Genomic DNA, 13,225 nt, shown 5'->3' with positions numbered 1-13,225 from the left:
CGGGGGCCGAAGGGCGTGCCGCGCGGGCCGCCGGACCGGTCGCCGCAGGCGGGGCGGACGCGAGACCGGAGGGCGCCGACGACCGGAGGGGATCAACGGGAGGGGGCCGGCCGGGCGTGGGACGAGAGGGGGTCAGCCGGCCGGGCAGCTCGGCACGGGTCCCGTGCGGGTACGGATCGCCTCGACCGCCCGTACGGCCTCGTGGAGGGTGTCGACCTTGACCAGCCTGAGCCCGTCCGGGATCGCCCTGACGGCCTCGGCGCAGTTGTCGGCGGGGGTGAGGAAGACCGTCGCGCCGGCCTTCCTGGCGCCGACCATCTTCTGCTGGATGCCGCCGATCGCCCCGACGTCGCCCTCGGAGGTGATCGTTCCGGTCCCGGCGATGGACGTGCCGCCGGTCATCGACCCGGGGGTGAGCTTGTCCACGATGCCCAGGGAGAACATCATCCCCGCGCTGGGCCCGCCGACGTCACCGACGTTGATCTTGACGGTGAAGGGGAAGCGGTACCCGACGCGCATGGTGATGCCCACGATGGGCGTGCCGTCCTTGCCGGCCGTGGTCGGGACGTCGACGGTCACGTTCCGCCCGCCGCGCCTGACGACGAAGGAGACCCGCTCGCCGGCCTTGTGGCGGCGGACCGTGGTGGAGACGGTCTCCCGTTCGGCCACCTGCGTGCCGTCCACCGAGACGATCTCGTCGCCGTTCTTGAAGCGGCCGTCGGCCGGCAGCCCCTTCTCGATCGAGTTCACCGTCACCACCGAGGTGTAGGGGATCTTCAGCTCGGTCAGCGCCGCCGCGGTGGCGTCGTCCTGGGAGCCGGTCATCTCCTGGGTGTTCTGCTCCTCGACCTCCTTCGCGGTGGTCGCCGGAGGGAAGATCGTCTCCTCCGGCACGACCGCGATGGTGGGGTCGATCCACCCGCGCAGCGCGCTGAACAGGTCGATCCGGGTGCCCGGCCCGCCCTGGTAGGCGACGGTGACGAGGCTGAGCTTGCCGTCGGTCGGGTACGTCGGGCGCCCCTCGATGCTGATCACCGGCTTGCCGCCGAACTCGCCGATGGTGTTCTCCGTCGGACCCGGGCTCAGCACCACGTACGGCACCGGCAACAAGGCGCCGACCAGCGCGAGCGTGAGTGTGAGGAAGCCCGCCACCATCAGGGTCAGCGCTCGTCGGGACATGGACAAAGCCTATGCCGTACGACAGGTCCGGACACCGCACCCGCGCACCGCCGCGCCGAAGGCCGCGAACCCGGCGGATCCGGTGGACGATCTCACTCGCAGGCCCCCACCCACTCCGAGGATCCGTCGGTGAAGAGCTGGTTCTTCCAGATGGGGACCTGGGCCTTGAGGTCGTCGATCAGCCTGCGGGAGGCCTCGAACGCCTCGCCCCGGTGGGGGGCGGCCACGGCGACCACCACCGCGATGTCACCGAGCCTGAGGTCGCCGACCCGGTGCACGGCGGCCAGGGCGGTCACCGGGAAGTCCGCGGCGATCTTCTCGGCCACCCGGCGCAGCTCGTCGGTGGCGCTCGGGTGGGCCGAGTAGGACAGGGCCGTGACGGGCCTGCCGTGGTCCTGGTCCCGTACCGTGCCGATGAAGACGGCCGTGCCGCCCGCGGCGTGGTCGCCGACGGCGGCGAGCACCTCGTCCACGGAGAGCGCGTCGTCGCGAATGCCGAGCAGCCGGATGACGTCCACGTCCCAAAGCGTACCGCCCCGCAGAAACGGCCCCCGGTGGCGCATCCTGCCGTGATCCCCTCGCGGGGCGGCCTTCCGGGCACCGTCGCTTCCCTCGCCGGGCGCGTCCCTGCGCTCCCCGGTGCTCCCCGTCGCCCCTTCCGCCTCGTTCGTCCCGATCGTTCGTGCCGCCCTTCCCGCGGCCGTCAGGTGCGGCGCTTCTTGCGGGCGGCGCGGACGATCGCCGCGGTGCCCAGGACGGCGACGGTTGCGCCGGCCGCGGTGAGCGTGGCCTCCTTGCCCGACAGCCTGCGGCCCACCACCGTGTGCCTGCCGCCGCGCAGCTCCAGGAGCTGCTTGAACGTGGCCTCGTTGGTCCACAGCGGTCTCCAGCCGGCCTCGCGCAGCGCCGCGCAGTCGACCACCCAGGGATAGACCACGTAGTGCAGGTCGGTGGCAGGGGCCGGGGTGACGCCGATGCGGTGCAGGCGCTGGGCGGTGCCGAAGGTCAGCCCGGCGGGCAGCTCCAGCCGGCGCAGCCCGGAGATCTCCTCGACCTGCTCCTGCTCCAGCCAGCCGTCGCCGCCGACGGCCACCACGCCGGAGACCGTGCCGAGCGCGGCCAGCTCCAGTGCCGAGACCAGGTCGTCCACGTGGCAGAACTGCCAGCGGGGGGTGCATCCCTTGACCGTCAGCAGCCGGGGGGACTCGAAATGGCGGGTCAGCACGTTGTCGATGCCGGGGCCGACGACGGTCGCGGGCCGGACCACGGTCACGTCGAGACCCGGGTGGCTGCGCAGGGAGCGCCGGACCAGCGCCTCGATCTCCAGGTGATCGCCGACCACGCCGGTGTCGGACTCGGCGGCGACCGCCGAGTCCTCCGGCAGCGGGACGGGGTTGTCGGGAGCGGCCCCGTACACCATGGCGCTGGTGACGAGGACGACCCGCCGCACCCGGGCGGCGGCGCTGGCGGTGAGCACCGTCTGGGCGGCCCGCAGGTTGTAGGCGCGCCGTTCGGCCGGGTCGGCGCCGAGCGTGTAGTCGACCGAGAGATGGACGAGGACGTCGATGTCAGATATGCGGTTCGCCAAGAGCGGATCTCGGACGTCGATCACCCGCCACGTGACGTCGGGCACGTCGCCGCGCTGCTCGTCGATGGCCACGACCCTGCGGAAATCCGCAGACGAGGCGACCTTCGTGAGGAATGCGCGGCCTAGGCCCGAGGCCGCGCCGGTGACGGCGACGACGGGGGGCCGGGAGCGTTTCGAGGTAGGCACCGGGTCCTCACTTTGCACTGACCCGCCATGCGACGGATAACGTGGCGGATGTGGACTCCTCCATCCTGCACGAGGTAGAGCGGTGACTGACTTGCCAGGTCGGGAAAACGACCCCAACGAGAACCCGTTCGCCATGTTCGGCGACCCGGAGCAGATCGCGGCGGCGATGCGCCAGTTCGCCGACATGCTCTCCGCCCCGCCGAGCTCAGGTCCCGTCAACTGGGACATGGCGAAGAACGTCGCACGGCACGTCGTGGTCGCCGAGGGCGATCCCAGTGTCATGGAGGGCGAGCGACGGCAGATCGTCGACGCCCTCAACCTGGCCGATCTATGGCTGAACGAGGCCACGGCCCTGCCGAGCGGGGTGAACAACCCGCAGGCGTGGAGCCGTTCGGAGTGGATCGAGAAGACCGTCCCGGTCTGGCAGAAGCTCTGCGACCCGATCGCCGCCCGCATGGTCGAGACCATGAGCGGCACGCTCGGCGCCGCGGGCCTGCCCGCCGAGGCCCAGGCCATGGCGGGGCCGCTGATGGGCATGATGAAGCAGATGGGCGGCATGATGGTCGGCCAGCAGATCGGCCAGGCCGTCGGCTCGCTCGCGCTCGAGGTGATCGGCTCCACCGACATCGGCCTGCCGCTCTCCGACAGCGCCGCCCTGCTTCCCGGGGGTGTCGCGGCCTTCAGCCAGGGGCTGGAGACGCCCGCGGAGGAGATCCGGCTCTACCTCGCCCTGCGCGAGGCGGCCCACCACCGGCTGTTCCAGCACGTGCCGTGGCTGCGCGCGCACCTGCTCGGCGCCGTGGAGGAGTACGCCAGGGGCATCACGGTCGACGCCTCCGCGCTGGAGGAGCAGCTCCGCGGCCTGGACATCAACAACCCCGAGCAGCTCCAGCAGGCGCTGAGCGGCGGGAACCTGCTCAAGCCGGAGGAGACCGAGCGGCAGAAGGCCGCCCTGTCCCGGCTGGAGACCATGCTGGCCCTGGTCGAGGGCTGGGTCGGTACGGTCGTGGACGGGGCCGCCGACGGCAAGCTCCCCTCGGCGACGGCCCTGGCCGAGACCGTACGGCGCCGCAGGGCGACCGGCGGGCCCGCGGAGCAGACCTTCGCCACGCTCGTCGGCCTGGAGCTGCGGCCCCGGAGGCTGCGCGAGGCCGCCGTCCTGTGGCAGGCCCTGGAGGCCGACCGGGGCGTGGACGGCCGGGACGCGGTCTGGGACCACCCCGACCTGATGCCCACCGCCGACGACCTCGAGGCCCCCGAGCGGTTCGTCCGGGGCGAGCCCGAGCTGGACCTGTCGTCCCTGGAGGCGTCCCTGCGGGACGGTGAGGACGCCACCGGGGAGCGGACCGGCAAGGCCGACGACGGCGACGCGGACGGCAAGGACGGCGACGGGGACGGCAGGAGGGACGGCGGCGCGTGAGCCTGCGCACCGGAGCGCGCGACCTGCTCACCGGCTGGACGGCTCCCACCGCGGAGGAGGAGATCCTCCGCAAGGAGTTCCTCGACCACCTGGACGCCGAGGAGGACGCGATGTGGCGCGAGTGCGTCAGCGGCCACCTGACGGCCACGACCGCGGTGCTCTCCCACGACGGTGAGCGGGTCCTGCTGACACTGCACCCCAAGGCCGGGATGTGGCTGCCCATGGGAGGCCACTGCGAGCGCGGCGACACCTCCCTGGAGGCGGTGGCGCTGCGGGAGGCGGTCGAGGAGTCCGGTATCGCGGGGGCTGCGGCTGCTGCCCGGCCCGCTGGCGCTCGACCGCCACGTGGTCTGGTGCCACCCCCCGCACACCTACCACCTGGACGTGGAGTACGGGGCGGTCGCGCCGGCGGGCGTGGAGGCGGTGATCAGCGCGGAGTCGCTCGACCTGCGCTGGTTCCCGGTGGAGGAGATCCCCGAGCTCTCGGACGAGGCGACCCGGCGTCTGGTCCGCCGTACCCGCGAGGTCCTGCGCTCCGGCTGAGCCCCGGCCGGGCCCGGGGACCGGAGCAGGTGCGGGCCGGTTCCGGGTGGATGCCGGGCTTCCGCCGGTGTTGGACCGTTTTACGCTTGCCTCACCTTGTGCTGGATATCTTCGTTCCGTCAGCCGGGCGTAGTGGATCGGGGCACCGTGAGCGTGGACATCGTGACCGACAGGGGTGTCGGGAAGACCAAGGGCCCCGTCCCGGGAACCCGCCGGCGGCGCTGGCGGATTCCCAGTGCCCTGGCGTGGGCCGCGGTGACGCCGTTCGCCGCCTGGGCGGTGGCCCGGGTCGCCGGGCTCGAACGCGACTCGCTGACCACCCAGCTCATGACGGGCACCCCGTACGTGGCGGCGGGTTCGCTGCTGCCGCTGCTGCTGGCCGCGCTGTCCCGCAACCGGACGGCGACCGCGGTCGCGCTGATCACCACCACGGCGCTCGGTCTCAGCGTCCTGCCCCGGGCCTTCCGCTCCGCCGAGCCGGTGGCCGGGACGCCCCTGAGGGTCCTGACGATCAACACGCTGTTCGGGCACGCCGAGCCCGACGCGGTGATGGGCCTGGTCAGGAGGCTGCGGCCCGACGTGCTCAGCACCCAGGAGCTGACCCCGGGGATGGTCGAGAAGCTGGACGCGGCCGGGCTGGGCGAGATCATGCCGTACCGGGTGCTGGAACCGGAGTGGAGCGCCGGAGGCAGCGGCCTGTACGCCCGGTATCCGCTCACCGCCAGGAAAAACCTGTTCGAGGCGATCGGGCACAACATGCCCGCCGCCCTGATGACCGTTCCCGGTGCCCCGCCCGTCGAGATCGTCGACGTGCACCCCTTCCCGCCGCTGGGCAGGCAGGTGTACGACTGGACGGCCGCGCTGGACGCGCTGCCGTCGGCCGTGCCCGGCACGATCCGCATCCTGGCCGGTGACTTCAACGCCAGCCTCGACCACGCGGCGATGCGGCGTTTCCTGGGCCGTGGCTACCTGGACGCGGCAGACGGCGCCGGGGAGGGGCTCACCCCCACGTGGCCGGTGAACGACCGCGTGCCGCCGCTGATCACGATCGACCACGTGGTGGTGGACCGGCGGGTGGGCGTGAACGAGGTCAGCGTGCACACCGTCCCCGGCACCGATCACCGTGCCGTCTTCGCCGACCTGCGGCTTCCCCGTCCCGAGGCGCCTTGAAGGGCTCAGACGGGCTCAGACAGGCCCTGACGTCCGTGGACGGCGCGGGCCGGGGCGTTGTTCGCGGGCTTCGTGGCACCGTGCGGACCCCGGCTCGTGCCGACGACCCCGGGAGGGCTCAGGCGGACAGCAGGGCCCGGGTGTTGTCCCAGCCCTCCAGGCCCGGGTCGAGGAGGCCGATGTCGGCGGGGGGTGCGCAGCCGGTGCCAGCCGGGCCCGGTGGCGACCATGCGCCTGCCGGGCGCCGAGGCGCGGAGCGCGGTGACCGGATCGGGGTCGTCGAGACCGGCCTCGGCCCAGGCCGGGTAGGGCAGGTGGGCGGCCAGCGCCACCGCGCCGCCCCCCGCGGCCGGGCAGACCGCGATCCTTGCCCGGCCGAGCTCGCGGAAGAGCTTGCCGATGAGCAGCGGCGGCAGGTCGGGGGCGTCCGCGCTCAGCAGGACCGCCTGCTCGCCGTGGGGCAGGGCCGCGAAGGCGGCCTGGACCAGGGCGACCCCGGACAGGTCGGGGATCCGCACGACCGGGGTGCCGGGCCAGACGATCTCCTCCATGCCCGGGACGCTGCTGACGACGACCGGGGAGACGAAGTCGAGTCCGGCGACCAGCTCGTAGGCGTCCTCGGCGACCGCCGTCAGGAAGGTGGCGGCGTCGACACCGGGAGGGGCCGCGTCCGCCGCGGAGGGCGTGACCAGGACGGCCACCACCCGATCCTCCGTCACCACTCCTCCGGGGAGCCGTGGTCCTCCTGGGAGCCGTGGGTCGCGGTGGAGAATCCCTCCAGGAAGCCGCGGGCCCGCTCGGCCCTGGGGTAACGTTCCACCAGCGCCCAGAACCGGGGGCCGTGGCTCGGCACCAGCAGGTGGACGAGCTCATGCATGATCACGTAGTCGACCACCCACGCCGGCATGCCCCGCAGCCGGGTGGAGATCCTGATGGTCCCGTGGTCGGGGGTGCACGACCCCCAGCGGTGCTGCTGGTTCTCCACCCAGCGCACGCTCGACGGCGTCGCCTGCCCGTCCAGGTAGCGGGTCGAGAGGTCGGTGGCCCGTTCGAGGAGGTCGTCGTCCGAGGGACGCCTGCGCTGCTCCTTGGCCGCGAGTCGATCGAGCATGCGACGCACCCACTGTTCCTCGTCGGTGCTACTCAGACCGGCGGGGAGGAGCACGATCGTTTTCTCGCCGTCGCGGTACGCAGAAACCGTCCGCCGGCGGCGAGAACTTCGGCGGACCTCGACTGTCTCGGGGGGCACATATGAACGGTAGCCGAGAATGGCGAATTCACACCAGAGGGTAGAACACGTTCCCGCTGGTCAATCACTGTTCGCCGGTTGTTCGACATGAGTGATCGACTATGGCCGCGTCTTATCGAATTAACCTGGATATCGGCCGTCTCACGCGTTGCCGAATCGCGGGGGCCGTCGTTCTCTCTGGGCCGCCAGCCCTTCGATCATGTCGTCCGAGGCCATGGTGACCGGCTGGGCCAGGGACTCCCAGCGCAGCGCGGCCCCGAGATCCGCGTGTCCGCCGCCGGCCAGGGCGACCTTGGTGAGCCGGGTGGCGATCGGGGCGTTGGCCGCGGTGCGCGACGCGATCTCCATCACCTCGGTCATCAGGGACGCTCGGGGGAAAGCCCTGGTCACCAGCCCGGCGGACGCCGCCTCGCGGCCCGTCAGGGTCCGGCCTGTGAGCAATATCTCCCTCGCCAGGGCCACCCCGGCCACCCTGGGGAGCAGGTAGGTGGCCGCCATGCCCGGGTGCAGGCCGAGCGAGGTGAAGGGGGCGAGCAGCTTGGCCTCCTCGGCGGCGTAGACCAGGTCGCAGGCCAGGGCCAGGCAGAGCCCCGCTCCGACGGCCGCCCCGTTGACGGCGGCCAGGGTGGGCACCTCCAGGTCGGCGATCGCCAGCCAGGTCCGGTAGAAACCGAGCATGCGCTCGCGCAGGGCGGGCACGTCCTCGGCGCCCCGCTCGGCGAGCCAGGACAGGTCCCCTCCGGAGCAGAACGCGTTCCCTGCCCCGGTGACGACCACGCACCGCAGGTCTTTGTCGGCCGCGAGCCCGGCGATGGTCTCCCGCCAGCGGGCGGTCATCCCGTCGGTCATCGCGTTGCGCCGGTCGGGGTGGTTCAGGGTGAGCACCACGACACCGTCGTCGTGCCGTTCGACCAAGAGCTCGTCCATGCCGGGGAGCGTAACCCACGACGGGTCGGTACGCGGGGCGTCGTCCAGGGGCATCCACGGGGGGCCGGGTGTCGGGACATCCGGGCGTCGGGGCATCCGGGCGTCCGGGTGTTTGAGCGTCCATGGGTGTCCATGGGTGTCCACGGGCGGAAAGTTATCCACAGGTCGGGGAGAAGTCGTCCGGGATCTTCCGGGGGCGTGGCACGCTGCACGCCCGGCCCGCTTCACGGATCGTCCCGCGGGCCTTTCTCCCCCCGACCACGAAGGACCGTTCGATGAGACCACGCCTGAAGCCGGCCCTGCGACGTGTCGCCCGGGACGGACGCACCCTGCAGTTCGGCCTGCACTCACGGCACTCGGTGATGCTGACCGATCTCGATCCCGAGGTCCGCCGCTGGGTGGAGAGCCTCGACGGCGTACGGGACGTCGCGGGCGTGCTGGCCGGTGCGGCCGCGGCGGGGCTGGGTGAGGAGAACGGCCGGGTCCTGCTCGATCTGCTGGTCAGCCGGGGCGTGGTGGAGGACGCTGCCGCCGGTCCCGGTCCGCTGCGCACGCTCGAGATCGCCGAACGCGACCGGCTGCAGCCCGATCTCGACGCGCTCTCCCTCTCCCCCGGCACGATCGACGGCGGGCTCTCCACGCTGGAACGCAGGCGCCGGGCCCGGATCCGGGTCTACGGGGCTGGCCGGGTGGGTGCGCAGGTCGCCGCCCTGCTGGCCGCGTCGGGCATCGGTCATCTCTGCGTCGTCGATCCCGGTACGGCCCGTCGCCGGGACGTCGTGCCCGGCGGGCTCGGCTGGCCGGAGGTGGGGATGAGCAGGCAGGACGGCGCGGTCGCGGTGGCCAGGAGGCTGGCCCCCGGGATCACCGCGTGGACCGGCGACGGGGCGGCACGGCCGTCCGACGGAGCCCCGCCGCCCGACCTGGCGGTGCTCGCGCCGGTGGTGCCGCTGGACGGCCTCCTGGTCAGGGAGCTGCTGGAGTGGGAGATCCCGCACCTGCTGGTGACCGCCTTCGAGGGGTCGGGCTCGGTCGGCCCGCTGGTGCTGCCCGGACGGAGCACCTGCCTGAACTGCCTGGAGCTGACCCGGCGGGATCGTGACCCCGGCTGGCCGGTCGTCAGTGCCCGGCTCGGAGGCTTCCCCGCAGGAGAACACGCGTGCGGGGCGGCGCTGTCGGCGCTGGTGGCCGCGTCCGCCGCCGGTCACGCGCTCGCCCTGATCGACGGCTGCGAACCGGCTGTGACCAACAGCACAGTAGAAGTATTGCCAGATTGGAGCTGGAAGAGGCGATCCTGGAGTGTTCATCCTCAATGTCGTTGCTTTCGCAACGAGTTGGGTTCGCTAACAATGGTCGCGTCGGCCACCTGTCGCTGACGACACCACAGCGAAGGGAGGGAGCGGCGTCTCGCTGTACGGGGGACACGCCGCTAATCAAGGTGAGTGACCTTCCGCGCCGCGCCGTTGCGCGCTCCGCCAAGCTGGCGGCTCTTCCCATCGGGTTCGCCGGCCGCACCGCCATGGGCCTGGGGAAACGGATCGGGGGCAAGTCCGCCGAGATCGTCGCCCAGGAGATCCAGGAACGCACCGCCGAGCAGATCTTCAAGGTCCTCGGAGAGCTGAAGGGCGGGGCGATGAAGCTCGGCCAGGCGCTCTCCATCTTCGAGGCGGCACTGCCCGCCGAGGTCGCCGGCCCCTACCGGGCGACCCTGACCAAGCTTCAGGACGCGGCCCCGCCGTTACCCGCGGCGACCGTGCACAAGGTCCTGATCGAGCAGCTGGGCGACGACTGGCGGGAGAACTTCCTGTCGTTCGAGGACATCCCGACCGCGGCCGCGTCGATCGGGCAGGTGCACAAGGCCGTCTGGCACGACGGCCGCACGGTCGCGGTCAAGATCCAGTATCCGGGGGCGGGGAAGGCCCTGCTCTCCGACTTCAACCAGCTCGCCCGGCTGGGCAAGCTCTTCGGGGTGCTCCTTCCGGGCCTCGACATCAAGGCCGTGCTGAGCGAGCTGCGCGAGCGGGTCGCGGAGGAGCTCGACTACCTGCGCGAGGCCGAGGCGCAGCACGCCTTCGCCCTGGAGTTCAAGGACGACCCCGACTTCCTGATCCCCGACGTCATCGCCGCCAACGAGCAGGTGCTCGTCTCCGAGTGGGTCGACGGCATCCCGCTGTCGCGGATCATCACCGGCGGCACCCAGGAGGAGCGCGACCGGGCCGGCCTCCAGCTCGTCCGGTTCCTGTTCTCCTCACCGGCACGGGTGGGCATGCTCCATGCCGACCCGCATCCGGGCAACTTCCGGATCGTCGAGGACGGCCGGATGTGCGTGCTCGACTTCGGCGCGGTCAACCGGATGCCCGACGGCTACCCGCCCGTCTTCGGGAAGCTGACCAGGATCTTCAACAACGGCGACATGGAGGCCGTGCTGCGGGGCCTTCGTGACGAGGGGTTCATCCTGCCGCACATCGAGATCGACGTCGAAGCCCTGCGGGGTTTCCTCGCCCCCTACGTCGAGCCGACCCAGGTCGAGGAGTTCTCCTTCAGCAGGGAATGGCTCCAGCGGCAGGCCGCCATGGCCACCGACCTGCGTCCGGGCAACGTGGTGCGCCAGCTCAACCTGCCTCCTTCCTACGTCCTCATCCATCGGGTGCACGCGGCGGGGGTCGGTGTGCTCTGCCAGCTCGGCGCGACCGCCCGTTTCCGCGAGGAGGTCATCCGCTGGGTGCCCGGCTTCGCCGACGAGGACACCGGGGAGCCCCTCACGAACGCTTGAGAGAGATCGACGACCGGGTGACGGGGCCCCACCGGCTCTCGGCCGACTCCTGGCCGGCTCCTGGCCGGCTCTCTGTCGCCAGCCGGTCTCCCATGGCTCTCGGTCGCCGACCAGGTGCGGCCGGTCGGCTCCTGGTCGGCGCCCGGCGAGAAGGGCCGGTGGCGAGGTGGGGTCGGGCCGTCGCCCAGAGCCGTGGCAGACCGGGAAACCCTGGGGGGACGTCCCGCATGGGACGTCGGCGCGCGCGGTGGTGTGGCCCGCGCATCTTCACCGCGGGCCGCGCCCTGGTCTGCACCGGGGGCCACGGGCACGAGGGCGGCGACACCCTGGAGTGCGACGGCGCCGACGGGTTCCGCCGGGGGGTACGCGCTCAGATCAAGGCCGGCGCGGACCTCATCAGATCATGATCTCCGGGGGGATCGCCGGGGAGCACGAGAGGATCGACACCCCGCAGCTGTTCTCCGACGAGATGGCCGCCCGCGTGCGGACCGCGCACGCCTGGGGCCGTAAGGTCACCGCGCACGCCGGACCGGCGGCGGTGATCGCCGAGGCCGTCGAGCTGGGCCTGGACTGCGTGGAGCACGGCTACCAGCTCACCCCCGAGGTGGCGGAGCTGATGGCCCGGCACGGGACGGCCCTGGTGCCGACGTTGCTCGTCACCCGCTGCAAGGAGTTCTTCGACGAGCTGGGCGTGCCCGGGTGGATGCAGTGCCGCTCGCTCGGCGCCGGACCCCGGCACCTGGAGAGCTACGCCATGGCCCTCGACGCCGGGGTGGAGGTCCTGCTGGGCAGCGACATGCCGCCGTTCTGGGCGTTCGAGGGGACCAACGCCACGGTGCGGGAGCTGGAGTTCATGTCCGACGGCGGGCTCGGCCCGGCCGGGGCGCTGCACGCCGGGACGCTCGGCCCGGTGCGCTGGCTTGGCGCCGACGCCGACCTCGGCACCGTCGAGGCGGGGAAGTACGCGGACCTCATCGCCATGGACGCCGACCCCCTGGAGGCCACCTCGGCCTTCCGCGGGGTCCGCTGGGTGATGAAGGCGGGCCGGGTCGTCCGCGACGACCGGTCGGGATGGGAGAGACCGTGAGCAACCGGACGGGAGGGCCCGTGAGCAACGGCGCAATCGATTCCGCAACGGACGCCGGGGCGGACGCCACCGCGATCGCCGCGGGCATCGACGACATGTACGACGCCTTCCTGGCCGCCGACCGCGCCCGGTTCGACCGGCACCTGCACGCCGAGGTGACCACCTGGGAGACGCATCTGCCGGGGACCGCTGCGGACCCGCTCGGAGCTGGACGCCTACCGGGACGGCGGGACACCTCGGGCGCCCGTCCCGGACTCGACCGGCTGGCGGCCGAGGACAAGCGGATCGACGTGTGGGGCGACACCGGGGTGGCGCGGTACGTGCTGGTCGCCGAGCCGACGGGCGGGCCCGCCCAGCACAGCAGGGTGACCGACGTGCTCCGCCGCGTCGGCGGTGACTGGCTCATCGTCCACCACCACTCGGAACTGCTCACCGGGCACGGGTGAGGACACGGCATGGGCGGAAGGGATCCGCGGCCCGCACGGGCCGGAAAGGGGACGGGCATGGGCGACGACGCGAACACCGGCGCCGGAGGTGTCGCCGACGGCACCTCCGGAGCCGAGGGGACTGACGGCGCTGACGGCACTGACGGCGCCTCCGGTGGTGACATGGAGCTGTACGACCTGCGGTGTCGTGGTCGACCGCATCGAGGGCAGGTCCGTCTGCGGGATGGAGGTGGGCGACTGCTTCACCCTGGAACGGAGCGCGCACCTGCGGCTCCCCGACGGCAAGCACTTCTGCGTCTACGCGCTCGCCGCGGTCCTGCCCTTCCTCGCGACACCAAAGCAGCGCGACCTGGCCCACGGGGACTTTTCACCCCCCAGTAGCTTTTTTTGTCTGGCGGAGCGACTTCCCTGCGGCCCAGCACAGCCTCACCCGCCCGACCGAATGGAACGGCTGGTGATGGGGTCTTTTTCGCCCTCAGACGGACCGGCCGCCGCCGGATGAACTCCGCCGACCTTGTGTGTGTACGGGGCACCCTCATGAGCACCACAACACCGCATCACGAGAACAGAGGACCCATATTCCTACCAAGTGTCGTGCTCATCGCCCTCCTCTTCCTCCCTGCTCTACCCCTCCTTCCCCTCGGTTGATCTCTCACC

14 protein-coding genes and 1 pseudogene are annotated in these 13,225 nt (G+C 72.1%); 9 read left to right on the top strand and 6 right to left on the bottom strand.

The window, feature by feature from the left end; all coding sequences use genetic code 11:
- Window positions 1-132: 132 nt before the first annotated feature.
- The 3 genes from ABD832_RS13080 to ABD832_RS13070 form a co-directional block, all read right to left on the bottom strand.
- A complete protein-coding gene (locus tag ABD832_RS13080) occupies window positions 133-1,179 on the bottom strand; it encodes a YlbL family protein (RefSeq protein ID WP_344893551.1) in 1,047 nt (348 codons plus the stop codon).
- A gap of 92 nt (window positions 1,180-1,271) precedes the next feature.
- Window positions 1,272-1,697 carry a molybdenum cofactor biosynthesis protein MoaE gene (locus ABD832_RS13075; RefSeq protein WP_344893548.1) on the bottom strand — a complete coding sequence of 142 codons (426 nt, stop codon included), beginning with the start codon at window positions 1,695-1,697 and terminating at the stop codon, window positions 1,272-1,274.
- 185 nt (window positions 1,698-1,882) lie between these two features.
- The gene (locus ABD832_RS13070; RefSeq protein ID WP_344893545.1) at window positions 1,883-2,953 is read right to left on the bottom strand and encodes an NAD-dependent epimerase/dehydratase family protein; all 1,071 of its coding nucleotides are present in this window, start codon (window positions 2,951-2,953) and stop codon (window positions 1,883-1,885) included.
- 82 nt (window positions 2,954-3,035) lie between these two features.
- Here ABD832_RS13070 and ABD832_RS13065 point away from each other — a divergent pair, with 82 nt between their 5' ends.
- From ABD832_RS13065 to ABD832_RS13055, 3 genes and pseudogenes are all read left to right on the top strand, one after another.
- Window positions 3,036-4,373, top strand: coding sequence for a zinc-dependent metalloprotease (locus ABD832_RS13065; protein ID WP_344893542.1), 1,338 nt, complete (start codon window positions 3,036-3,038; stop codon window positions 4,371-4,373).
- Window positions 4,370-4,916, top strand: a pseudogene (locus ABD832_RS13060) (NUDIX hydrolase). Before ABD832_RS13065 ends, ABD832_RS13060 begins: the two are co-directional and overlap by 4 nt.
- Before the next feature lie 147 nt (window positions 4,917-5,063).
- Window positions 5,064-6,086, top strand: coding sequence for an endonuclease/exonuclease/phosphatase family protein (locus tag ABD832_RS13055; protein WP_344893539.1), 1,023 nt, complete (start codon window positions 5,064-5,066; stop codon window positions 6,084-6,086).
- Window positions 6,087-6,091: 5 nt separating this feature from the next.
- On the opposite strand, the gene ABD832_RS13050 is transcribed toward ABD832_RS13055, so the two are convergent.
- From ABD832_RS13050 to ABD832_RS13040, 3 genes are all read right to left on the bottom strand, one after another.
- Entirely contained in the window at window positions 6,092-6,805 is a 714-nt protein-coding gene (locus tag ABD832_RS13050; RefSeq protein WP_344893536.1) for a hypothetical protein, read from the bottom strand.
- Complete coding sequence (locus ABD832_RS13045; RefSeq protein WP_344893533.1) at window positions 6,802-7,335, bottom strand: M48 metallopeptidase family protein; 534 nt, start codon at window positions 7,333-7,335, stop codon at window positions 6,802-6,804. Before ABD832_RS13045 ends, ABD832_RS13050 begins: the two co-directional genes overlap by 4 nt.
- A gap of 141 nt (window positions 7,336-7,476) precedes the next feature.
- Window positions 7,477-8,262 carry an enoyl-CoA hydratase/isomerase family protein gene (locus ABD832_RS13040; RefSeq protein WP_344893530.1) on the bottom strand — a complete coding sequence of 262 codons (786 nt, stop codon included), beginning with the start codon at window positions 8,260-8,262 and terminating at the stop codon, window positions 7,477-7,479.
- Between the two features lie 275 nt (window positions 8,263-8,537).
- Between ABD832_RS13040 and ABD832_RS13035 the strand changes: the two genes are divergently transcribed.
- The 6 genes from ABD832_RS13035 (at window position 8,538) to ABD832_RS42125 (ending at window position 13,070) form a co-directional block, all read left to right on the top strand.
- Window positions 8,538-9,638, top strand: a complete 1,101-nt coding sequence (locus ABD832_RS13035) for a ThiF family adenylyltransferase (RefSeq protein ID WP_344893527.1) — start codon at window positions 8,538-8,540, stop codon at window positions 9,636-9,638.
- 62 nt (window positions 9,639-9,700) lie between these two features.
- Window positions 9,701-11,035 (top strand): ABC1 kinase family protein, encoded by a 1,335-nt coding sequence (locus ABD832_RS13030; protein ID WP_344893524.1) that lies wholly within the window; start codon window positions 9,701-9,703, stop codon window positions 11,033-11,035.
- Window positions 11,036-11,262: 227 nt separating this feature from the next.
- On the top strand, window positions 11,263-11,442 hold the full coding sequence (locus ABD832_RS13025; RefSeq protein ID WP_344893521.1) for a hypothetical protein: 180 nt from the start codon (window positions 11,263-11,265) through the stop codon (window positions 11,440-11,442).
- Window positions 11,439-12,122, top strand: a complete 684-nt coding sequence (locus ABD832_RS13020) for an amidohydrolase family protein (RefSeq protein WP_344893518.1) — start codon at window positions 11,439-11,441, stop codon at window positions 12,120-12,122. Before ABD832_RS13025 ends, ABD832_RS13020 begins: the two co-directional genes overlap by 4 nt.
- A gap of 20 nt (window positions 12,123-12,142) precedes the next feature.
- A complete protein-coding gene (locus tag ABD832_RS13015; RefSeq protein WP_344893513.1) occupies window positions 12,143-12,568 on the top strand; it encodes a DUF4440 domain-containing protein in 426 nt (141 codons plus the stop codon).
- Complete coding sequence (locus tag ABD832_RS42125; RefSeq protein WP_425582582.1) at window positions 12,516-13,070, top strand: TIGR04076 family protein; 555 nt, start codon at window positions 12,516-12,518, stop codon at window positions 13,068-13,070. The genes ABD832_RS13015 and ABD832_RS42125 overlap by 53 nt, the downstream gene beginning before the upstream one ends.
- Window positions 13,071-13,225: the final 155 nt, after the last annotated feature.

Origin of the sequence: Streptosporangium longisporum, assembly GCF_039534895.1 — a bacterium.
In the GTDB taxonomy this organism is placed as follows: Bacteria; Actinomycetota; Actinomycetes; order Streptosporangiales; family Streptosporangiaceae; genus Streptosporangium; species Streptosporangium longisporum.
This window is presented reverse-complemented; position numbering and strand designations above follow the sequence as displayed.